The organism is Endozoicomonas arenosclerae, assembly GCF_001562015.1.
Taxonomy (GTDB): Bacteria; Pseudomonadota; Gammaproteobacteria; order Pseudomonadales; family Endozoicomonadaceae; genus Endozoicomonas_A; species Endozoicomonas_A arenosclerae.
The window spans coordinates 1-22103 of the sequence record NZ_LASA01000001.1 but is presented as its reverse complement, the minus strand read 5'-3'; the positions used below and the strand labels follow the sequence as shown (position 1 = coordinate 22103).

The 22103-nt window shown below is 48.3% G+C and carries 22 protein-coding genes and 1 rRNA gene; 13 read left to right on the top strand and 10 right to left on the bottom strand.

All coding sequences use genetic code 11. From position 1 onward, the window contains the following. Positions 1–59: 59 nt before the first annotated feature. Together rrf and WG89_RS00105 are read left to right on the top strand one after the other, a co-directional pair. Positions 60–175, top strand: a 5S ribosomal RNA gene (rrf, locus tag WG89_RS00110). Between the two features lie 743 nt (positions 176–918). After that, positions 919–1677, top strand: a complete 759-nt coding sequence (locus tag WG89_RS00105; RefSeq protein WP_062259983.1) for a hypothetical protein — start codon at positions 919–921, stop codon at positions 1675–1677. Positions 1678–1752: 75 nt separating this feature from the next. On the opposite strand, the gene WG89_RS00100 is transcribed toward WG89_RS00105, so the two are convergent. Then, positions 1753–2523 (bottom strand): siderophore-interacting protein, encoded by a 771-nt coding sequence (locus WG89_RS00100; protein ID WP_062259981.1) that lies wholly within the window; start codon positions 2521–2523, stop codon positions 1753–1755. A 93-nt stretch (positions 2524–2616) separates the two neighbouring features. Further along, positions 2617–3444 (bottom strand): class I SAM-dependent methyltransferase, encoded by an 828-nt coding sequence (locus WG89_RS00095; RefSeq protein WP_062259979.1) that lies wholly within the window; start codon positions 3442–3444, stop codon positions 2617–2619. Positions 3445–3598: 154 nt separating this feature from the next. Here WG89_RS00095 and WG89_RS00090 point away from each other — a divergent pair, with 154 nt between their 5' ends. Both WG89_RS00090 and WG89_RS00085 read left to right on the top strand, forming a co-directional pair. Further along, complete coding sequence (locus tag WG89_RS00090; protein WP_062259977.1) at positions 3599–4291, top strand: hypothetical protein; 693 nt, start codon at positions 3599–3601, stop codon at positions 4289–4291. Between the two features lie 214 nt (positions 4292–4505). Further along, on the top strand, positions 4506–5729 hold the full coding sequence (locus WG89_RS00085) for a BaiN/RdsA family NAD(P)/FAD-dependent oxidoreductase (RefSeq protein WP_062259975.1): 1224 nt from the start codon (positions 4506–4508) through the stop codon (positions 5727–5729). Here WG89_RS00085 and WG89_RS00080 read toward each other — a convergent pair. Beyond that, a complete protein-coding gene (locus WG89_RS00080; RefSeq protein WP_062259973.1) occupies positions 5726–6352 on the bottom strand; it encodes a TetR/AcrR family transcriptional regulator in 627 nt (208 codons plus the stop codon). The genes WG89_RS00085 and WG89_RS00080 overlap by 4 nt on opposite strands. 156 nt (positions 6353–6508) lie before the next feature. Here WG89_RS00080 and WG89_RS00075 point away from each other — a divergent pair, with 156 nt between their 5' ends. Genes WG89_RS00075 through WG89_RS00060 form a run of 4 tightly spaced genes read left to right on the top strand, consistent with a single transcriptional unit; the run spans position 6509 to position 10106 of the window. After that, on the top strand, positions 6509–7312 hold the full coding sequence (locus tag WG89_RS00075; RefSeq protein ID WP_062259971.1) for an SDR family oxidoreductase: 804 nt from the start codon (positions 6509–6511) through the stop codon (positions 7310–7312). Positions 7313–7338: 26 nt separating this feature from the next. Beyond that, complete coding sequence (locus WG89_RS00070) at positions 7339–8448, top strand: DUF1214 domain-containing protein (protein ID WP_062259969.1); 1110 nt, start codon at positions 7339–7341, stop codon at positions 8446–8448. A 14-nt stretch (positions 8449–8462) separates the two neighbouring features. Beyond that, positions 8463–9629: a sulfotransferase family protein gene (locus WG89_RS00065; RefSeq protein ID WP_062259967.1), complete on the top strand. Its 1167-nt coding sequence runs from the start codon at positions 8463–8465 to the stop codon at positions 9627–9629. A gap of 12 nt (positions 9630–9641) precedes the next feature. Next, positions 9642–10106, top strand: a complete 465-nt coding sequence (locus WG89_RS00060) for an SRPBCC domain-containing protein (protein WP_062259965.1) — start codon at positions 9642–9644, stop codon at positions 10104–10106. Between the two features lie 57 nt (positions 10107–10163). On the opposite strand, the gene WG89_RS00055 is transcribed toward WG89_RS00060, so the two are convergent. The 6 genes from WG89_RS00055 to cysD form a co-directional block, all read right to left on the bottom strand. After that, complete coding sequence (locus WG89_RS00055; RefSeq protein WP_062259963.1) at positions 10164–11510, bottom strand: MBL fold metallo-hydrolase; 1347 nt, start codon at positions 11508–11510, stop codon at positions 10164–10166. 37 nt (positions 11511–11547) lie between these two features. Beyond that, on the bottom strand, positions 11548–13149 hold the full coding sequence (locus WG89_RS00050) for a sulfatase-like hydrolase/transferase (protein ID WP_062259962.1): 1602 nt from the start codon (positions 13147–13149) through the stop codon (positions 11548–11550). A gap of 112 nt (positions 13150–13261) precedes the next feature. Continuing rightward, entirely contained in the window at positions 13262–14476 is a 1215-nt protein-coding gene (locus WG89_RS00045) for a helix-turn-helix domain-containing protein (protein WP_062259960.1), read from the bottom strand. Positions 14477–14593: 117 nt separating this feature from the next. Further along, positions 14594–15553 carry a DHH family phosphoesterase gene (locus WG89_RS00040; protein WP_062259958.1) on the bottom strand — a complete coding sequence of 320 codons (960 nt, stop codon included), beginning with the start codon at positions 15551–15553 and terminating at the stop codon, positions 14594–14596. A gap of 7 nt (positions 15554–15560) precedes the next feature. Then, positions 15561–17465, bottom strand: coding sequence for a sulfate adenylyltransferase subunit CysN (gene cysN, locus WG89_RS00035; RefSeq protein ID WP_062259957.1), 1905 nt, complete (start codon positions 17463–17465; stop codon positions 15561–15563). After that, positions 17465–18367, bottom strand: a complete 903-nt coding sequence (cysD, locus tag WG89_RS00030) for a sulfate adenylyltransferase subunit CysD (RefSeq protein ID WP_062259955.1) — start codon at positions 18365–18367, stop codon at positions 17465–17467. Before cysD ends, cysN begins: the two co-directional genes overlap by 1 nt. A gap of 256 nt (positions 18368–18623) precedes the next feature. On the opposite strand from cysD, the gene WG89_RS00025 reads away from it, so the two are divergent. The 4 genes from WG89_RS00025 to WG89_RS00010 are packed head-to-tail and all read left to right on the top strand — an operon-like array spanning position 18624 to position 21434. Then, entirely contained in the window at positions 18624–19220 is a 597-nt protein-coding gene (locus WG89_RS00025; RefSeq protein WP_062259953.1) for a TetR/AcrR family transcriptional regulator, read from the top strand. A 9-nt stretch (positions 19221–19229) separates the two neighbouring features. Then, the gene (locus WG89_RS00020; RefSeq protein WP_062259952.1) at positions 19230–19580 is read left to right on the top strand and encodes a hypothetical protein; all 351 of its coding nucleotides are present in this window, start codon (positions 19230–19232) and stop codon (positions 19578–19580) included. Between the two features lie 46 nt (positions 19581–19626). Next, the gene (locus WG89_RS00015; RefSeq protein ID WP_062259950.1) at positions 19627–20538 is read left to right on the top strand and encodes an SdiA-regulated domain-containing protein; all 912 of its coding nucleotides are present in this window, start codon (positions 19627–19629) and stop codon (positions 20536–20538) included. Positions 20539–20558: 20 nt separating this feature from the next. Next, the gene (locus WG89_RS00010) at positions 20559–21434 is read left to right on the top strand and encodes a DMT family transporter (RefSeq protein WP_062259949.1); all 876 of its coding nucleotides are present in this window, start codon (positions 20559–20561) and stop codon (positions 21432–21434) included. 115 nt (positions 21435–21549) lie between these two features. Here the strand turns inward: WG89_RS00010 and WG89_RS29090 are convergent, their stop codons facing one another. Next, positions 21550–21894, bottom strand: coding sequence for a GNAT family N-acetyltransferase (locus tag WG89_RS29090; protein ID WP_281177666.1), 345 nt, complete (start codon positions 21892–21894; stop codon positions 21550–21552). An 83-nt stretch (positions 21895–21977) separates the two neighbouring features. Between WG89_RS29090 and WG89_RS32810 the strand changes: the two genes are divergently transcribed. After that, the coding region (locus WG89_RS32810; RefSeq protein WP_172806656.1) for a transposase family protein at positions 21978–22103 on the top strand (126 nt) is incomplete at its 3' end.

Genomic DNA, 22103 nt, shown 5'->3' with positions numbered 1-22103 from the left:
CTTAAGTTAAAACGGATTCCAGAAGGCCGTCGGAAACAACGAACTTCAAACCAGTTTTGCCTGGTGACCATAGAGTGTTGGAACCACCCGATCCCATCCCGAACTCGGAAGTGAAACGATACATCGCCGATGGTAGTGTGGGGTTTCCCCATGTGAGAGTAGGTCATCGCCAGGCATTGAATAAAGCAAAACCCCAGTCGAGCAATCGACTGGGGTTTTTCTTTATCCGTTGCAGGGCAACGGAATACCCTCCATAGAGAGACATCTCCACCGTAAATCAGCGATACGTCGTTTATTGCCGAGTTCGGACCCGAGCTCGGAAGTGACAAATTCGTCTGGAACGAATTTGGACGCACTTTAGTGCGCCCGCAGGGTGAAACACAGGACGTGTTTCATCAAACGATAGGCCTCGCTTGCGAGGCCCTCTCACTAATAATACCGATCTATTTTGAGTACCAGCAGCCAGGCATTCCCAGTCAAAACTCGGTGGGGTTCGTAAGGACTTGCCTGAAATTAACTGCCTTATGGAAACCCTCTCAGAACCCGTTCGGGCTGAGCCTGTCGAAGCCCAATACCAGGACTCTTCGACAAGCTCAGGGTGAACGGAATCCTGTGTAAATCTGGAACTTATTTTGAGATAAATCCTAAGACAGAAACTTGACAGAATTCCATCCCCAACAAATAGTGACTGTCCAGCCTTCCAGCCTTCCAGCCTTCCAGCCTTCCAGCCTTCCAGCCTTCCAGCCTTCCAGCCTTCCAGCCTTCCAGCCTTCCAGCCTTCCAGCCAGAGATTAAGAATCCAGTTAGCAGCTCTAACTATTTAGTCAGTAGAACTTTCAGCCACTGGAAATTTATTCATTATTCTTGAGTCTCAATAGATGGACCTGAGAAAAAGGAAGGGAAATGTTCAGTTGTTGTATGCCTTTGACATCAGAAAGAGTGGCGCAAAATGTGGCTGCAAGAGAGAGTATTGCGCCTAAAAAAGAAGCTGTCATGGCGTCTTTCAGGAGCGGAAAGGCTCTTGTGAAAATGCTTTATAACTGTGAGCACAGCCGTCGCTGGAATGACTCCGATCTTCTTGAAAGGACGTGTAGAGAAGTCAGTGAGCTAAAACATAATCATTATTTAAAAGCTTCATCGATGAGTGTTCTGATGCCAGACATTCCTTTATCTGTTTTTAGAGACATCGGTTTTTTAATCGATATGGATCAATGCGTGGTTAGAGGAATTTTTACTGGTGATGTGAGAGCTATTGCCATCGATAAAGAAGGAAGAGAAGTAAAATGGAATCCCTCGCAAAAGAGATACATGGCCATGAATCCGGCGACAAACAAGTTTGATATTAGAACTGATTTCAGAGGACGAGCGAAAGTCACTGTGAATGACACGAGTCGAAAAGTAGAGTCTATAACTGAGTTAACACAGCACATCTCTCAACAATTTCAGATAGATCAATCCATGCAGAATCACAATGAAATTGTTGTTAATTATCCAGCTAAGTCGATCCAAGGTATTATCGTTACCAGGAATAGAAAGCCTGAATTAGATGGCCTTGATGATACCATTCTTGAAATAGTCCCCAGTATTAAAGGAATGGTTGAAAAGCAGCTTGGGGTATCTCTCCCAGTCTTTATGTATGACTGTGTACAAGGGACACTGGAAGAGTTATCCAGATAATCCTGTGGATAACTACGGCAGTGAAATGCAACGACCTTATCCACAGGCAACCATCAAAAAATCAGATCCTAAAACTCACTCAGCCAGTCTCTGCTTCTTCTGAACCTTATGGGCTTCATCTGCCAGACCAAGCTGCCAGTAGCTGCTGATATAACGTGATGAGCGAGGAGCCAGTGACTCTTCGTCAATCCAGCTTCTGATCTCCAATACTGAATTGAGCTCACTGGCTGCCCAGATATAAGGTTTTCCGGGCAGACGTGTTAAGCCTGCCAGTGTTTCCTTTAACAGACCCTTCTGCTTGCCTGGGTGGGGATTCACCATCCAGATGACTTCCAGGCCCTCGGGTATAGAAGCGGCGTCCAGCCCCAGGGATTGCTGATCGTCCTGATGAGGAATTTCCAGAATGACATAGCCTTTTGCGTCAGAAGGCAAGATTTCTATGTTGGCACGAATCGCTGGCAAGGCTGTAAGGTCCCCTGCCAGTACAAACCAGTCAGCCTCCAGATCAACCAGTTTGGTAGGTCCGGGTCCAGAAACGGGAATCGAGTCACCAACAGTCACCTGTTCAAGCCAGCGAGCAGCGGGCCCCTGATCTTCACCTTCAGAATGAACGGCAAAGTCGATAATCAGCTGCTGTTCAGCCTGGTCACAGTCGACCACACTGTAACTTCTCAGAAGAGGCTTTTCAGGCGTCACAGGGTTATCAAAAGCGAGCTTAACGTAAGCACTGGCTTGATTTGGGGGGAAGTCAGACAAGGATTCCCCCGTCAGGATCACCCGCTTCATATGAGGGCTCAGGGATTCAATACTCTGTACAGACAGCTCTCTTACTGGTGATCTTGCCATATTGATACTCGATGGAATTAATTTTTAATTGAGAATCATTATCATCTTTGCCTTGGGCAATTTCAATAAATATGTTCTCGATCGCGCATTGTCTCAGGATGATGAAGGTCGGAGAGCCACCGCCTGAACCACCATAATCCGGTTCTCCTTAAGGTTTTTCAGTTGATTGGCGGCCATTTCAGAAAACCGGTCTCCCAGCAGCAGGTGGTAGCCCAGTTGAGGACGGCCTTCTTCCTGAATTCTCATCAGAACACCCTCAAACCATTCAAGAGCCTGTCCGGAACAGTCCTTCCAGGAGTGGAGTCTGAAACCTGCATGCTCGAGAAGCGTGTGGAGCTTGCCACCCGTCACAAGAAAGCTCTGAGCCGCTGACATGGCCCAGGGGACGGGGTAGTGAAGTTCTTTCTCCGAGTTTGAAAGAATGTCGTAGAGTGCCATATAGCCGCCTGGTTTAAGCACTCGATAGGCTTCTTTGAGCATTTGTCCTTTGTCACTGATGTTCATTGAGGCGTGCTGGGTCCAGACGACATCAAAGCTGTTGTCTTCGAAGGGCAGATCCAGAGCGTCTCCGTGGAAATAAGAGATTTGTTTCTCCAGATCAGTCAAAGCTGTTAGAGAGCGGGCGACTGAACAATACTCTTCGGTCAGATCAATGCCTTGTACAAAACAACCGAACTCTGATGCTAAATGGCGAGACGCACCGCCAATACCACAGCCTATATCCAGCACTTTTGTGCCAGGCATCAGTGCAATTTCCTCTGCCAGTTCGGTTGTTGCCATTCGACCTCTGAGATGAAACTCATCAATAGCCGAAAGATCCTGTGGCTTCAGCTTCTTGAGATTTTTACCCGAATGATCAAGAGCTTGCAGAATAGAATCTTCCAAAGCCCCGTGGCTGTAGTGTTCAACAACTTCTTGCATTTTGTCTCTCCGTTTGAAAATCGGTCGGTAACCCCTGAAATCTGTGCTTAAATTCTGTCCTTAGAATAAAAAACATAAAGATCCGCAAATATAGGGATTGATAATTTGTCAGTTCCTGAAAAAATAGCCGGATTTTTTTCTAGAGGTTAAGCTATTGATCACCCAAGATTTGTTCCTGAAGGCCCTTAACAATAATAAAGCTGTCCGTCCTCAAGATATGGAACTGCTGACAGCATGGTTTGCCCTGCCCGGTCGTGCTGCCAGTGCTGAACAGGTGGTTGCTGTTACTGGTGCCAAGCGTGCGTCCCTGATCGTCAATAACCTGGGCAAGCGTATTGCTGCGTTCCTGGAAGTGGATGCTGGCACTGGCGCCTCTGTTGTGGCTCTGGATGAGAAAAACGAAGCGGGCGAAGCCGTATGGGTCATGCGTGAAGAGCTGTCCCAGGCTATGGTTGCTCACGGTTCTGTAGCAGGTGAAACTGCACAGGAAGCCGCTGCTCCTGCAGAAGCTGCGCCTGAGAAAGTCGCTGAGCCGGTTAAGACTGAAGAGAAGGCGGCGCCTGCTCCAGTGGTATCTGAGCCCGAAGTCTCTGTTGAAGTGGTAGAAAGTTCTCTGGCTGAAGCTCTGGTTGAGTTTGATGTTCAGTCTATCCGTAAGGCCTACCCAAATACTCCCGCTGCTCAGCGTCTGTTGAAGCCTGCTATGGTCAATGCTCTGGTCGCAGCACGTCCGATGAATGCTCGTGCATACCAGCGCCTGATTCCTGCTGAGCTGCGCAAGAGTGTCAGCGCTCAGGAAGCCAAAATGTTCCTGAACAAAGTGCTGGGCATTCTCAAGGCTCACTGACAGAACCCATGCAGGATTGCTATTAGTCTGTAGCCCAGACTGAAAAGAAACAGGGGAAGGGGCAAACCGTTATGTGAAGTCGGTTTATGCTCCTTGGTTTCTAAGCAGGGCTTGTTACCCTCTATACCGAACAATGAGTCACCACTGTGTGACAGAGACTCTCCCTTGCCTATGGCAACTTCAGTGCCATCAATATAATCAGAGATAAACGAGAATGCCCCTGACCAGAGCCCTGCAATCAGAGTACGATGCCATCATCATAGGTGCTGGAGCATCGGGTCTTATGTGCGCTCTGACGGCTGGATACCGGGGTCGTAATGTTCTGGTGCTGGACCATGCCAATAAAATAGGCAAAAAAATTCTGATTTCAGGTGGAGGTCGTTGTAATTTCACCAACCTCTATACAGAGCCTGCCAATTACCTTTCAAGCAACACACATTTCTGTAAGTCAGCACTGGCACGATACACCCAGTGGGATTTTCAGGCACTGGTGGATAAGTACCAGATTGCCTGGCATGAAAAAACGTTGGGACAATTGTTCTGCGATGACCGATCACAGGAGATCGTTGACCTTCTGGTGAGCGAATGTCGGGATGCCGGAGTCACTATACGCGCAAAAGCCAGTGTTGAATCCGTTAAAGCCAAAGAGTCTTCAGGCTATCATCTGACCACTAATCTGGGAGAGTTCTCCTGTCAGTCACTGATTGTGGCGACCGGAGGATTGTCATTTCCTACCATGGGGGCAACGGGCTTCGGTTACGAAGTGGCTGAACAGTTTGGTCATGAACTGATTGAGCGAAAACCCGCGTTGGTTCCGTTCACCATGAATAAAGCCTGGCTGGAACATTTTGCCGAGCTGTCTGGCGTCAGCTCTGAAGTGATTGCCCAGTGCAATGGCCAATCGTTCCGTGAAAACATCCTCATTACCCATCGTGGTGTCAGTGGTCCGGTCATATTGCAGATCTCATCGTACTGGCAGCAGGGCGACACAGTGACAATCAACTGGATTCCAGGTATCAATATTCTGGAATGGCTGCAATCCTGTGTTGAGCAAAGACCAAAAGCACAGGTCTCAACCATTCTTGCCGAGCACATGACCAAAAGGCTGTCCCATGCACTTTGTGAGCATGGCAAGCTGAGATTGGTGACCGACAATGGTCGTAAACCTATTGTTCAATACTCTCCTGCGCAGCTGGAAGAGCTGGCAGAATTGCTTGAAAACTGGGAGTTGAAGCCAACAGGTACGGAAGGCTACAAGAAAGCAGAAGTCACCCTGGGTGGTGTCGATACGGCAAAAGTGTCTTCCAAAACCTTTGAAAGCCGTATTCAGCCAGGCCTCTATTTTGTCGGTGAGGTTCTGGATGTAACCGGTCATCTGGGCGGATTTAACTTCCAGTGGGCATGGGCATCCGGGCATTGTGCCGGGCAGTATATCTAACGGGCAGGCTCCTCAGCCGCAATACCGCCAGCAATAAAATCAATCAGCCGGTTAACGTAGTGGCGATAGTTTTCAATCTGTGATGAGCCACTGCGGATGGTCATAACATTATCGATATTGGCCAGCCCCTGAAAGGTGAGCTCTGAAGCAATGACCCAGCGTTGGTGGAGAAGTGCCTGATCAATCTCGGGCAAAGCTCTTTTCAGCAGTCCGTTAAATATACGATGGCTCTCTTCTATGATGTCTTTGGTCTGGCCATAGCTGGCCTGATCAATATAGGTTCTGAAGAAGAACTTGATGGTTCTCAAGCCCAGTTCCGGGTTTTCCAGAATAGGCTCAGCCATCGGTAATACCAGAGCTTCTGTAATCCGATAAATATCCGGCCTTTCCTCTTTCTCCAACTCGTCCAGAAACTCTTTCCTGCGCGCCAGAATAGGCGTCTGTCGTCTGCTAATCAGTGCATCAATCAGCTTGTCCCGGGTACCAAAGTGATAATGCAGCGCTGCGACACTGTAACCCGCCTCAGTATTGATGGTTCGCAGGGAGACGGACTCCATTCCCTGCTCGGCAAACAATCGTTCAGCAGTATCAAGGATTACGTCTTTGGCGGAGGCTCTGGGCATTTTCTTACCGTGGAAGTGTTTTGAGGATCTGACTTTTATTCGTTTAAAGGCGAGTTTACAGGATTTTTCAGTGAATACTATCAAACTTATCAGTTGATAAGTTTTGTCCCTCTGGGTATAACTTATCAACCGATAAGTTTCAGGAGAATAAGAATAATGATACTGAATAATAAAGTGGTCATTGTTTCCGGCATTGGCCCCGGGCTGGGTGTGAAGCTGGCTTTGCAGGCTGCAGAAGCAGGCGCAAGAGGCATTGTTCTGGCTTCACGTACTCCCGATAAGCTGGATGATGCTGAGAAAAAAATTCTGGAGTTGGGCCTTGATTGCGAAGTATTGAAAGTCCCCAACGATATCTGCGACCGAGCCCAATGCGACAATCTGGTCAAAGAGACAGTCAAAAAGTTCGGACGAGTGGACGCTCTGGTCAACAGTGCTTTTTACCACGGTAACTTTGAGCCGGTAGAGAAGGCCGATCTTGAAGACTGGCGTCGTGTGGTAGACACCAACCTGATTGGCACTATGAACATGACTCAGGCTGTGATTCCGGTGATGAAGGAACAGAAATCCGGCGCCATCGTGATGATTAACACCCAGGCAACCCGTAAGCCTGTTGTTCTGGAGTTTGGTGGAGAGTCCGGTTACGCCGCATCTAAAGGTGCTCTGACTGTTGCATCCAAATATCTGGCAAAAGAGTTGGGTGGTTACGGTATTCGGGTCAACACGGCACTGATGGGCTGGATGTGGGGCGAACCTGTTAAAGGTTATGTTCAGTTTACTGCCGCCAATGAAAACATTTCCGAAGAAGAAGCGATTGGACAGGTCACCCAAAATATTCCGCTAGGCCGAACTCCTACCGACGATGAGTGTGCAAAAGCGGCTTTATTCCTGGTCTCTGATTATGCCTCTGCGATCACAGGAGCCACTTTGGATGTGAACGGTGGTGAGTTCATGCCTGCCTGAGTGAACACAATAGAAGAAGAATAAAAATGACTGATTCAGAACAGAAAGTAATAGACGGCAGAGTCTGGGAAGAATTCTGTGATGCCCTGAAAGACGCCGGAAAAATCATACAAAGCGAGAAAGCTCCAAAGGATGCTTTCAACCAGGCAGAAGGTTATCGCTATCTGACCCGACTGCTCCGAGGTGGACTGGAAAGCTTTCTCGAACACCGGGACTCTGCTTTCCCTCAACTGCGATGTGGTTGCCATGAAACCATCAAACTGGGAGCAGACAACCCGGACAACCGTTATGAAAGTGCACCCATTGATCCTCGTTATGACTATCGGATTACGGGTAGTCGGGGAACAGTAGATTATCTGGGCTTTGGCACTGTGATTAACAAGTATGCCTCCGGCGGCACAATGGAAACCACGGGGTATCTGGATGCCCGACAGATGGATATTGGTGAAGATGGCATCGTTGAGCTGATCATCAGCCAGAAAGAGCAGCCTGGAAACTGGTTGCCCATGGGGCCAGAGACCAATTCCATTAATGTTCGTCAGACATTCCAGGATCGGATCAACGAAGAGCCTGCAGAGCTGAAAATCGAAAGAATTGGCGTAGAGCAGGATCGCCCAGACCCGTTGACTGCGGACAAGCTGGAAAGAAGCCTTCAGGGGGCGATCGCTTTTGTAAAAGGCTCCGCACAGCTATTTGAAAACTGGAGCGAGAGCTTTCTCCCCATCAACAACCAGTTACCCCCTGCTGATCAGGCGTTTTGTCAGGCCATTGGTGGTGATCCCAACATCTTTTACTTCCACAGTGCCTGGAGTCTTGAAGACGACGAGGTACTTGTTATCGAGGCGCCAGAAATCCCTGAATGCCAAACCTGGAATTTCCAGCTGGATAACTGGTGGATGGAATCCCTGGATTATCGTCACCACACTATCCATGTGAACAAGCACACCGCTCATTATGAGTCGGATGGCAGTGTTCGGGTTGTGATTTCCCATGCCAACCCTGGCGTCCCTAACTGGATTGAAACCGCAGGTCACAGCATGGGCACCATGTGCTGGCGCTGGATTGGTGCTCAGGAACACCCAGAGCTGAAAACCCGGGTGATGAAGCTTTCTGAACTGAAAGAAATCTGTCTGTAGCAGGAGTCGAAAAAATGTTAGCAGAAAAACAAGCCGTCTCCTTTGCTGTGGACGACGTGGTTGCCGAGGCGATCAAAAATACAGGGCTTAATGACTTTGGCGAAGAACCTTATCGCGATGGTCTGGAAGCTCTGCTGAAAACATACGACAACATGGTGAAAGACCCCGAAGGCAGAGTACGTTGCCGGAGTCGGGTCGTATCCCAGCTGGAAACCCGACTGCGCTGGGAGGATTCTTATAAAAAGATTCCTGAGATTAAGGATCAGGAGATTAAGGCTCCAATCTTTGTCACCGGATTGCCTCGTTCAGGCACATCAGCATTACTGAATTTATTGGAGATGGCCCCTGAAAACAGAGCGCCTCTTCAGTGGGAAATACAGTTTCCTGATATCTGGCCTGGTTCCCAGCCCGGGCAGGAAGATGTGCGATATCCGTATCTGGTGAAAGCCCTGGAAGAAAGACAGAACAAAGCCTTCCAGAAAATTCATTATATCGATGCGGATACGCCAGAAGAGTGTGTACTCCTTCACGCCTTTGCTTTTGATGGTGCTCAATTAGGGTTCGAGGGAATGTTTGAACCTTATGGCAGCTGGATGAAATCCAGAAGCCTTGAGAATCTTTATATCCACGAGAAAAAGCAGTTGCAGATGCTGAACTGGCGCAAACCAGGCCAGCAATGGATGCTCAAGGCGCCTTCCCATATGTGGGGAATCGACGCCATTATGAAAGTGTTCCCTGATGCCCGATTCATCTGGTGTCACCGTGATCCAAAACATGTGGTTCCCTCTATCAACAGCATGAACCGCATGGTTATGGAAATGTACGCCGGTGACTGTTCTCACTTGAAAGACGTTGGTCAGAAGTTGATGGACTGGTATGCAACCTCTCTGGAGAGGGCGCTGGCTGTCAGGGAAACTTTGCCAAAAGAGCTGTTTATCGACTGCTCACAGCAGGAGTTTGCAGAGCAGCCTATGGAGCTGGTGGAGCGGGTTTATAGCCACTTTGATCTGTCTCTCTCCGATGAGTCCAGGGCGATTATGCAGGCTCATGTCGATGCCAATCCAAAGAATAAACACGGCAAGCATGAGTATGACCTGGAGACCTATGGTCTGACGGAAGAAATGATCAATAAGCGTTTCGAGTTTTACACCCGTGATAGCCGCTGGCCGATCAGTGATTAAGAGGGAACTTAAATGATTACTGAAGATACCGTGACCTCTGATGAGGTAGTTATCAATGCCCCGGCTGAAGTAGTGTGGGACATCCTGGTGAACTTTAAGGATTACCATAAGTGGAACCGGTTCTGTCCAAAAGCTGACGCCACACTTGAGCTCGGTTCTCCCATTAAAATGATGGTGGAGCTGGGGTTTGGATTGCAGGAGCAGGTGGAATACATTTCCCTGATAGAGCCGTGCAAGGCAATTGCCTGGGGTATGGAAAACAAGCCGGGTGATCCGATTCATGCTGTTCGCACCCAGTTTCTGAAACCTTTGGACGACAATCGCTGTACTTATTTTTCCATTGATGACTTTAAAGGCTCTGAGCCAGAAGCATTGAGAGGAATGATGGAGCTGATGGCTAAAAGAGTTGAGGATGGTTTTAACCTCTGTGCCAGAGGGTTAAAGGAATATGCTGAGAAAATAGCAGTGCCTGCATAATCAAGGAAAGGGCAGTGACAGGAAGTAGAAGCTCCTGTCACTGCTTTTTATTGCTAATCAAGTATTAGCATTCTTCAATACGTTTCTGGCTTTTATTATCTGGCTTCTCAGCCAGTGCATTTCATAGTCATTTCGCAAACCCTGCTTGGCCTGTTGCATCAGAATTTCGTGAGCTTTTAAGTACAGACGGTTTCCTTCTTTATGGTTCGGTTCAGTGTTGAGCACAATATCCAACAAGTGAATACTCTCGGTGACTTTTCCCCGTTCAATATAGGACGAAGCTTTTCCAAGCAGTTGATCGGTGCCTGCTAATTCAACCAGATCCTGATAGACACTCTCGGCTGGTGTTGAATAGAGTTCTGTCGTGCTTTTGAAGTGGAACCAGGTAGCGTAGTACTCCCAGATACTGCGCACAGCCCAGGAAACCTTGCCATGCTGCTGGGTGAGTTCCAGTGCTTCGGGCAGTTTGATGTCTGCCATGAGCTGTTTAACCGTCTGGCCAGCATTCATTCCATCAACCACTGAGTCGTGTACATACTGAACGGCATCGCGCATTTTCGTCAGGCCGGTCATGATTTCTTTTTTGTTCCTGATCGCTATGAAGTGGGCCGGTAGAATCATTTCCGGCTGCAAAGCAATCAAGCGATCAAGGCTGTTGATGTATTCAACAGGCTTACGAACCTTTTCACCCCTCATGGTAAATATGTTGGGGAACTGCGGGAAGAATGGGCCAAAGAGGTCTCCGGTCAGGAGAGTCTTCTGCTCAGGCAGCCACAGACTGATGTTATCCGCTCCTTCACCCCCGGGTGTTGAGAGCACTTTAAAAGTGGTCCCTCCAAGGTTGAAGGTGAAATCATTCTCATCGACCAGAATGTCCGGGGTAACGTTTCCATAGCGGTATTTTTTACTGACGGTGCCCGGTTTTTCCGGCATCCACGGAAACAGTGTCCGATTACGATTCCACAGGTAGGGCTCCAGTTCCTTAAGATACCTTTGCTCTTCATTGAACTCCCTGTGGGCAACTACTTTAGAGCCCTCCAGGAATTGAACGCCTCCTACATGGTCTGCGTGGGAGTGACTCAAAATGGTGTACTTAACATCTCCGGGTACTGCTTCTCTCAAGGCATCAAGCTGCTGTTTGGATTGCAGGGCAATACCTGTGTCAAAGATGACATTGCCTTCAGAGGTCGCGATTAAAAAGACATTACCTATACCCGAAGCCATATGGATATTCTCAGATATCCGGGACACTTTTATAGGCACTCTGTGTATGGCCGACATGGTCTGCTGGTCGGGAACCAGATCTGCTTTTTTCGTGTTGTCTTGTGCCACAGCGGGGTTGGATAGCATTGCTACCGAGACCAAAGCCGTGGCCGTTGAAAGCAGCTGAGTCAGAAACTTCATTATTATTACTCTTATTGATTCAAATAGTTCGATTGCTTCACAGGTTAGGCTTGCAAGGACCTTGCTTCTGAGGGATACAGTCGTAAATCAGACGTCCGGCTTCTCCGTAAAGAACATCCAGATAGATTTTCACTCTTTGGTTCGGAGCTTGGCCAAAGGCTTCATGCTTTTGCAGCTGGTTATCTGGAGTGGGGTACAGGGTCCAATCCAGAGGTGCTTTCCAGCCTGGAGGAGGAACAATGTTGGAGCGAATACCGTTCAATGGATAGAGCATTCTCCAGGTATTAATGGACTGACTTAAGCGTGCGACCACTTCAGGGTGCTTTTCTGCCAGATTGTTTTTTTCATAGGGATCTTCATGGATTTTAAATAGATGGTTTTTGACTTCTGTTTGGGTGAATCCCTGTTTGATTTGTTGAACCAGTTTCCAGTCATCATTAAAGGCTGTGAGGCTGAATGAGTTACGAATGGGGGTTTCTGACGTGAAAAAAACCAGATCTTTACGAGGTGGAACAGGTTTGCCCAGTAACGCAGGCAGCATACTTTTACCATCCAGTGGTCTGGTATTACCTGTTTTAATGCTGGCAGCAGCTGAAAGTGTTGGGAAAATGTCCATTACCGTAATGATGTCTTCAATGGTCTGTCCTGCGTTGATTTTTTCTGGCCAGCGTATGACTGAAGGAACTCTGATGCCTCCTTCGAAAGTGTTTCCTTTACCTCCACGCAATGGCAAGTTTTTGGCGCCGGCCCCGCCATAAATCGGACCTCCGTTGTCACTGAAAAACATCACAATGGTGTTGTCTGCAAGACCCTCTTCGTCCAGGGTTTTCAAAATTCTGCCAATGCCCTGATCCATGGCGTCAACCATAGCCGCATAGACTGGGCGAACATTGGTTGAGTCTTTCTTTACCCCTTTTGCTGTTGGCAGGCTGGTGGTCTTGTCATCCTTAAGGTGCTTGTACTTGGCAATCAGAGACTGTGGCGCTTCCAGTGGTGTGTGTGGGGCAAGATAAGGAAGGTAGGCAAAAAACGGTTTATCTTTATCTCGCTCTTTGATCCAGCGGCTGAGTTCACTGGAAACCATATCGGTTTCATAGCCGGTTTCGTTTTCAGGAATCGTCTTGCCATTTCTTTGGAAGTCTTTACCGCCCTGCACATTGTAGGGTGGGTAATAGCCTACTTCGGTATTCAGATGACCGTAAAAGTAATCAAACCCTCTTTTTTGAGGGGTATAGGCTTCCTGGGCATTGCCAAGATGCCATTTTCCAAAGATTCCGGTTTGGTAGCCTGCTGACTGGAAGGCTTCGGACATGAATTTTTCGTCCGGTTTTACCCCAAAGTTTGACCAGGGCATTACGGTTGCATAGGCGACACCGAGTCGCATAGGGTCACGGCCCGTCATTAATGCTGCGCGGGTGGGTGAACAGGTGGGTGCCACATAAAAACGATCCAGTTGCGCACCTTCCCGGGCCAGTTGATCAAGGGAAGGGGTTTCAATTTCTGCACCGTGAAAGCCGACATCAGCCCAGCCCAGATCATCGGCAACAATCAACAGGATATTGGGTTGTTCAGAATTGGCGAAGGTCTGAGAAGAGAGAAAGGTAAAAGATAAACCTGCTAAAAGGCTGCGAACCTTCATTTTGATGAATCCTCTGGAATTATTATTATTCGGACCATGCGTGATTCATGGCAGAGTTCCAGAGTGCTCGATTTCGGGGCAAAAATATTTCGATTCCCTAAGATCGAAAAAATCAGGCTTCTGTCAGGCTATTTTCTTTTCGATTCTTCAAATATTGAGAGGGGGTCATATCTCCCGAATGCTTTTTGAACTGATTGTAAAATGAAGAGACCGAATTGAACCCGACCCTGAGATAGAGTGTAGACAGTGAGCCTGCTTCGAAGTCACCTTCATCCAGAATACTGCAGGCCGCCTGGATGCGGGCTTGATTGATATAGTCGAAGAAATTGCCGCCATAATGGCTGTTGATGGTCTGAGAAAGGTAGGAGCTTGGCCAATCCAGTTTCTTTGCCAGCTGGCCAATGGTCAGGCCGGTAATCAGGTGCGGCTTTTGGGTCTGCATATAGGCTTGTAATTCCTGCCAGTAGAGGGCACTGCCTTCCTTTGATAACCCTGATTTTTCATACTTTTCTTCTTTTTTCTCGACTTCGTTCCGATCGGGAAGGTGTTTTTCGGGAGTAAAAAGAGAGGGCTGTTCAGGGTTATGAATGGCTGGCTGGAAAATACCATGGAAACTTCCGTAACCACAGATCAGCAGTATCACCATGCAAGGGATAATCTGTGTAGCCAGAAGGTTTTCTCCATGGGGAGCCAGTATTAGAGCCGCAAAATCAGCCAGAGCTTTAAGTACTGCAAGGAGGGCCAGGTTTCGTATCCAGGTTAGAGAAATGCCATCGGTACTGGAGAAATTATGAACGATGCCTTTTAAGTGAGTCTGTACCTGCCTGAGGGAGTAAAGCGCATAGGTGCCCAGTACAAGAATAGAAGACAGTACCTGAATGATGTTGATCCTGTGGATCGTTCCGGTGCTGGGCAGGAGTTCGGAAAAAGAGGTAGAGCTGAGATACTGACCAGCGGCACTTTGTTTCGCCGCAGAGCCTGATAAAAAGACTGGAAGGAAAACAATAATGCAAACCAGTGCCGGTGTCAGATGAAACAGGTGTATTTTGTGCAGCTGGAAGTTCGGCTCTGTCAAAACCTTAAGGTAAAGATAGATCAGGGGACCAATCAGGAAACTGAGAGGAACCGATACTCCCATAAAATCAGGGTTGTGGTAGAAAAAGCCTGTGAGTGAAAGGTGTATGCGAACAAAAATCAGCCCCATAACCAGCATTAAAGCGGCCAGCAGGCGATTAGCGACTAGAGAGCCATCAGGTTTTTTTACCAACAACAATAAGGCCAGAAAAGCGGCTCCAGAACCTATCAGAGGTAATTCGTCAGCTGACAAGAGGCCATCCAGAAATTATTTTTTCCCATGATTCACTCAAAGGAAGGGCGATGCAAGGAAAACGCTTGGCAAAAAAGACGTTAAAGCACTCAATAGAGTGCTTTAACTCCGTAGCGGTTATTGATATTGATCTTCCAGCATTTGTACAAACTCTCCCATGCGTTGTGCTGGCAGATCATTAATGCCTGCAGCAGCGGCTCTTCCTCCTCCCGTTGGGAACTGACGACAAAGGTCAACTGCACCGGTTTTGTTGTTGAGTGGGGCCCTGACACTGACCAGATAGTTGCCATTCTCTTTCTCTGTCAGAACGGCATGGGCACGATCAGGATGCTGATTGGCCAGATCATTGCCAAAGACACCACTGACTCTTCTTGCCCAGCTTTTCTCAGGCAGAATGTAAATGGCACTGTTGCTGGTGGCTACTTCCGGATGGATCTGTTGAGCTAAGGCCATATCATTCTGATAACCGGATTCCAGCTTTTCAAAATCCTCATTACCGCTCAGGATAAAATCCAGCGGATTCGAGAAAGGCAGTGCCTTTTGATACAGCTCATCAGGTTTGAAATGCAGGTCATCAAGGCTGGAGCCATAGCCGTTGTAGTTGATATAGATGCCCAGGTTTTCCAGCAGATTGAGTTGTTCCGCCGATATATCCAGGTTTTTTGCCAGAGCCTGAGCGCTCTTCTTGAGGTTATCTCCAAAGGCTCCCACTACAGCCCAACCACAGAAGGCACCCTTGAGATAGTTGTTGACCAGAATACTGGTGCAGGTATCAGGCGCTTCGTTGATGATCGTTGTCAGGTTGTTGTGAGTCGGTATATCCCCCGGAAAGTGATGGTCAATGTATAAAACGCTGGCATCAGCGGCGAGGGCTTGTTCAAGCCCTACCCGGTTTTTTGCCATGGATATATCCAGAACGGTCAGCCGGTCCCCTGCACGGGCATTGACCTTTTCCAGCAAGGCTATATCTCTTTTTACACCTGTCACCAGCTCAGTATCACGGGGTTCATGGTTTCTTAGTTGAATCAGCGAACAGATACCGTCGGCATCGCCATTAAATACATCGTAATCAGCCATGATCACCTCAAGTGGTTAGAAAACCTTCTCGGTCCAGAAAATCGACAATTTCGCCGGCAATCTTTTCAGGGGATTTCTCGGTTGTTTTTATGTGGATATCCGGGTTTTCGGGGGCCTCATAGGGGCTGTCCAATCCAGTGAAATGCTTTATCTGGCCCTTTCTGGCCTTTTTATACAGACCTTTAGGATCGCGCTTTTCGCACTCTTCAAAAGGTGTGTCGATAAAGATTTCTATAAAACTGTTGCTACCACACAATTGACGAGCCTGTTCCCTGTCTTCCCTGAAAGGTGAGATAAAACAGCTGAGAGTAATCAGGCCTGCGTCGGACATCAGATTGGCAACTTCACTGATGCGTCGTATGTTCTCTATCCTGTCTTCAGCCGTGAAGCCCAGGTCTTTGTTTAACCCATGTCGTACGTTATCACCATCCAGTGTGTAGGTGTGATTACCCCGAGCGAACAGTTTCTTTTCGACCAGATTGGCAATGGTTGATTTTCCGGAGCCAGAAAGGCCGGTAAACCAGAGTACAGCGGGTTTCTGTTCCTTGGCTTTGGCTCGGGAAGCTTTGTCCAGATCCAGGGCGTGCCAGTGAACATTGGTGGCATTGTCGAGACTGTGGCGCAGCATGCCGCAACCCACTGTTTTATTGGTAATGCGGTCAATAATGACAAAGCAGCCGGTGCTTCGGGTATCGTCGTAGGGATCGAAAGCAATGTCTTCTGTCAGGGAAAGCTCGCAGCGAGCGACTTCGTTCAGAGTCAGAACCTCGGCGCTTTCCTGTTCCAGATTGTTGATATTAACCTTGTAGTTTATGCGACTCAGATTGCCGGGAATGGTGTTGTTTTCCAGTCGGATAAGATAAGGACGGTGTAAAACCATCTCGTGCTCATCCATCCACAGGATGTCGGCAGCCAGACTGCTGCTGACTTCGGGTCGGGCCTTGCTGGTGGCTAATGTATCACCCCTGGAAATATCGATTTCATCTTCCAGAGTCAGGGTAATGGCCTGTTCACAAATAGCGGTGTCCAGTTCACCATCAAAGGTCACAATACTTTTAACCTTGCTGGTTCGACCTCCTGGCAGCGCGACCAGTTCGTCGCCCACAGAAACCTGTCCGGCGGCGATGGTTCCCGAGAAGCCCCTGAAGTCCAGGTCCGGGCGATTAACCCATTGCACGGGCATGCGGAAGTCTTTGCGGGTCTGTTCCTGGGCAACATCAATGGTTTCGAGGTGTTTCATCAGGCTGGGGCCTGAATACCAGGGCATAACAGGGCTGGGTTCAAGTATATTCTTGCCTTCCAGCGCAGAGATGGGAATCGCAGTTATATCAGCAAATCCAAGTTCTCTGGCAAAAGTCATGTATTCCTGGCTGATCTGTTCAAAACGTTCCTGTGAGTAGTCCACAAGATCCATTTTGTTTATGGCCAGAACGACATGACGGATGCCCAGCAACGAAACAATATAGCTATGTCGTTTAGTTTGTGTGAGAACCCCTTTACGGGCGTCAATCAGTATGATGGCCAGCTCGGCAGTAGAAGCTCCAGTGGCCATATTCCGGGTGTATTGCTCGTGCCCGGGGGTATCAGCAATGATGAACTTGCGTTTGTCGGTGGAAAAGAATCGATAAGCCACATCAATGGTAATGCCCTGTTCCCTTTCAGCAGCCAGACCGTCAACCAGTAATGCCAGATCAATCTGGTCACCGGTTGTACCAACGCGTTTGCTGTCTGCTTCAAGGGCTGTAAGCTGATCATCAAAGATCATTTTGGCATCGTAGAGCAGTCTGCCAATCAGGGTGCTTTTACCATCATCAACACTGCCACAGGTGATCAGGCGCATAAAACTTTTGCTTTCCTGCTCGGCCAGGTAAGCATCAATATCCGTAGCGATCAGGTCTGAAACGTGTGCCATCAGAAGTACCCCTCCTGCTTTTTCTGTTCCATGGATGCGCCATGATCCTGATCAATGACCCGACCCTGACGTTCTGAAGTGGTGGTCAGCAACATTTCCTGAATGATTTCCGGCAGGGTTTCAGCTTCGGACTCCACCGCTCCGGTGAGTGGGTAGCATCCCAGGGTGCGAAAGCGGACTTTTCGTTTCTCGATGACTTCGCCGTCCTTAAACGGGAACCGATCGTCGTCTACCAGAATCAGGGAGCCATCCCGCTCAACAACGGGTCGTTCTTTGGCCTGGTAAAGAGGCACAATGGGAATCTCTTCCTTGTGGATGTATTGCCAGATATCCAGCTCGGTCCAGTTCGACAGAGGGAAAACTCTCATGCTTTCCTTTTTGTGAATGCGATTGTTGTAAGTTCTCCAGAGCTCCGGACGCTGATTTTTCGGATCCCAGCGGTGCTGATCGCTTCGGAACGAGAAAATACGTTCCTTAGCGCGAGATTTCTCTTCATCCCGGCGAGCACCACCAAAGGCGGCATCAAATTGATACTTATCCAGAGCCTGCTTCAATGCCTGAGTTTTCATGACATCAGTATGAACGGCAGAGCCATGACTGAAAGGCCCAATGCCTTGCTCAACGCCTTCCTGGTTTATGTGGACAATCATTTCCAGACCCAGATCTTCAGCCACCTGATCACGAAACTGGATCATTTCCCGGAACTTCCAGGTGGTGTCGACATGAAGTATGGGAAAAGGTGGCAATGAAGGATAAAAGGCTTTCATGGCCAGATGCAGCAAAACCGAGGAGTCCTTGCCAATGGAATACAGCATGACCGGGTTGCGGCTCTCAGCAACCACCTCACGAATGATGTGGATACTCTCAGCTTCCAACCGCTGAAGGTGGGTGAGGGTTTTCATAAATTCCAATCCCTGTCAGAGAAAGCCTGCGGCTTATTCTTCTTGTTATCCCAGTACTGCTCGGGAATTGGTTTCTATAGTTTTATTGAAAATCTATAGAGTTAAAGAAATTCTATAGATCTATATAAAAAATTTAAAGCACTTATTTTAATTTGTGAATTCACATGAATAGCAGAAGGCTCTCGTAAATCAGTTGCAGGCATGATTTCATAGCCCCTGACCCACAGGATTTAGAGAAAGAGCAAGGCAGACGTTTGTGTTGAAAGAGAGGACATCAAAATACGATCAGCGTTATCTTGCTGCTGTTGATGCAGCGGCCGCCGTATTTGCTGAAAAGGGGTACCATGCTGCTGGAACCATTGATATTGCCGACCGGCTGAATATCAAGCAGGGTAGCCTATACTACTATTTCCGTTCAAAAGAGGCGGCGCTTGAAGCGGTATGTCTTGAGGGGATAAGGCATCAAATCAGTTATCTACAGTCGGTGATGGATGAAGGGCATTCTTTCTCAGACTCCATTAGAAAACTGGTGACCTATACCCTGTCTGCTCTGGAAGAGCGGTCTGACTACATGATCGTATTTGATCGACATCGCCAGGTTATTCCACTGGAAAAGCGCGGTAAAATACGAGACCAGTCGAATACCTACCACAAACTACTGGAAGAATTGTTCGAGCAGGCTCGCCAGAACGACGAGCTCAAGCCTGATCTGGATGTTCATATCTCCGTAAGGGCATTTACTGGTCTGCTGTCGTCAGCAGGCAGCTGGTACCAGATGAAACAGTCCATTGATCTGGACGTTGTCGCCAAACAGTACAGCGACATTTTTTTATTCGGCAGTTGTGCCGTCTGAGAGATCGCCATGAAGTTTATTAATCGTTGCGTTGTCACGCTTAAACCCCGACAGCCTTTTATAGATTGGGCTAAAGAGCTGGGTACCGATTTGCCGGAAGACTGGAGTCTGGAAGGTGGTTCGTATCTGCTGGATGAGCAGGAAACCGAAGAAGGGCTGGAAGCCGCTGTCACCAACTATGCCCGGGATATGATGGAAAATGAGCTGTCCGCCTGGGAAGAAGATCCGGGTCGCTGGCCACAGCAGCGCGATGCTGCTGCTCTCAAGAACTGGTTTGATGTGCATGTTTCCGTTGCAGGTTTTGACCTGGGAACGGAGAGCCTGATGAGAGCCGATCTGTCTGATCTGGAAGTCATGTAAGACTTCCACGTCTTTAAGACTGCTGGATCCTGACGTATTCCCTACCATGAATCAGACTATTAAACGGGCCCTGAAGGTCATCGCCGTTCTGGTATTGGCGATGCTAGCTATTAATTACTTCGATATAGATGACAAGCTGTACGATGAATACTTGTCCCAGACCGTTTCCCGGGAGCAACAGGCAGAGGCCATTATGCTCAACCAGTATGAACTGGTTTCTGGGCCCGTTAAGTTGACAGAGGCCGGTGACCAGGTCTCTGGTGTGACCTGGAGTCCAGTCACTGACTCATTGTACGTAGTGGCAAGAGGAGATGTGGTCAATGTGCTTGAGTATGACCGTCAGGGGAATCTGAAGCGGAAGCTGAAGTCCAATCGGAACATTGATGTTGAAGGGATTACCTGGGCAGGCAATGATACTTTCATCATTGTGAATGAGCGCCAGCAAGAGTTATCGGCAGTACAAATTGCGCCAGATACGGTAGAGGTCGACTTTACAGATGTCCCAACCTTTACCTTTGGTGTGGGTGAGAGGGGGAATAAAGGTTTTGAAGGTATTGCCTGGGATCCGGATGACCAGTCTGTTTACGTTGTTAAGGAAAGAGATCCCGCGCAGATTTATCGTATCCAGGGTTTTCCCGGAAATGGGCAAAATCTGACCATTACGGAACAGGATTTGATGACCCAGAGCCTGATGTACTTTAATCGCGATTTGTCCGGGATGCACTATGATACGGTGTCCAGACATTTTGTTGTGCTCAGTGATGAGTCTCACTCCCTGACGGAACTGGACGAAGAGGGCGAGGCGGTCAGCGTCATGAACCTTGAGAAAGGATGGCATGATCTGAAAGAAACGATTGAGCAGCCAGAAGGTGTGGCTATGGACAGGGAAGGGACCGTATTTATTGTTGGCGAACCAAACGACCTTTATATCTTTAAAAAGCCTTCTTCAGGGCATTAGTTTTAAAAAAAAGCCGGTCTATGACGACAACCAGACAACCACTCCTGCAGGTCCATATTGCTGTGTTCCTGTTCGGTATTTCAGGCCTTTTTGCCAAATTGCTACCACTGGATGTGAGCCAGATTGTTTTGGGGCGTACCCTGATAGGGGCAGCAAGTATACTGCTGTATCTATCGTGGTGTGGCAGCATCAAAGGTGTTTTTCTGGCTCATCGCTGGTGGATTAACCTGGTTATGGGGGCCGTTCTGGCTCTGCATTGGATGACCTTTTTTTATTCGATTCAGGTGTCATCCGTAGCTGTTGGACTATTGTCGTTTGCTTCCTTCCCTGTTTTTGTCACATTGATGGAGCCTCTGCTGTTTCGGGAAAGACTCAGAGCTCTGGATGTAATAACCGCAGTAGTTGTAGTTCTGGGCCTGTATCTGGTTGTTACACCTGAGGGAGATAACAACAGTCCTGTTTTTCAGGGCGCTGTCTGGGGCTGTATCAGTGCTTTTCTTTTTGCAGTGCTTTCGCTGTCTAATCGAAAGCTGATCCAGAATACCGATGCCATTTCCTTATCTTTTCTCCAGAATACCGGCGCGGCCCTGTTCACTCTGCCTTTGGCAATGTTTTTTGGTGGTGGATTGGAAGCTATGACGTCGGAAGTCCCGATGTTATTACTGCTGGGACTGATTTGTACCACCTTGCCCATTATTCTTTTTCTGAACAGCCTGAAAACACTGAGAGCTCAACTGGTGAGCCTGATTACCAGCCTTGAGCCCGTCTATGGCATTATTTTTGCGCTGATCCTGATGGGAGAAACCCCGTCTGACAGTGCGGTTCTGGGCGGTATCATTATGATCGGTGCTATTGCTGTAGGCAGTATCATGCGAGAAAGAGCAGACGCTGTTTAGGGTTTGTCCAAAATTAACTGGCTTGTTGAAACCCCCTCAAAATCCGTTCGGGCTGAGCCTGTCGAAGCCCAATATCACGACTCTTCGACAAGCTCAGGGTGAACGTCAACAGCCCCTAGAGTGAGAGTTCCAATGTTGGGCCAATCTCTTCGAAGCCTTCTCTCTGATAGAAGTTTCTTGTTCTTTGCCATTCTGGTTTGCCCGGAGCTGTGACCGTCAACATTCTCCACCCTTTGTCTGCTGCGAACCTTTTTACTGACTCTATCAGCTGGTGTCCCATACCAAGGGCTCTGAATTCAGGTTTGATATAGAGCTCGTTGATTTCTCCATAAAAACCGCCGGCGTATACCGCTGCGCATTGGGTAACAGAGATTACGCCCAGGGTTTCTTTATCTGGATTCTCAGCCAGGAAAAACCAGATGTGTGTGTCAGGCTGTGTCAGCTGTTCTGCCAGGGCAATTGCATCAATCTGAACACTCGAAGATAAATTTCTTGTAAACTCTCTATCCAGTTTATTCGAGTCTCCTAGAGTAGTTCATCCGCATGGAAGCCAAGCAGTACCAGCCACTAGCTGATTTTTTAGCCAAAGTTCCTGATCCTCGCTGCCCCGGCATGTGTGATCACAACCTGCTCGATATACTTATCATTGCTGTATGCGCAGTCATATGT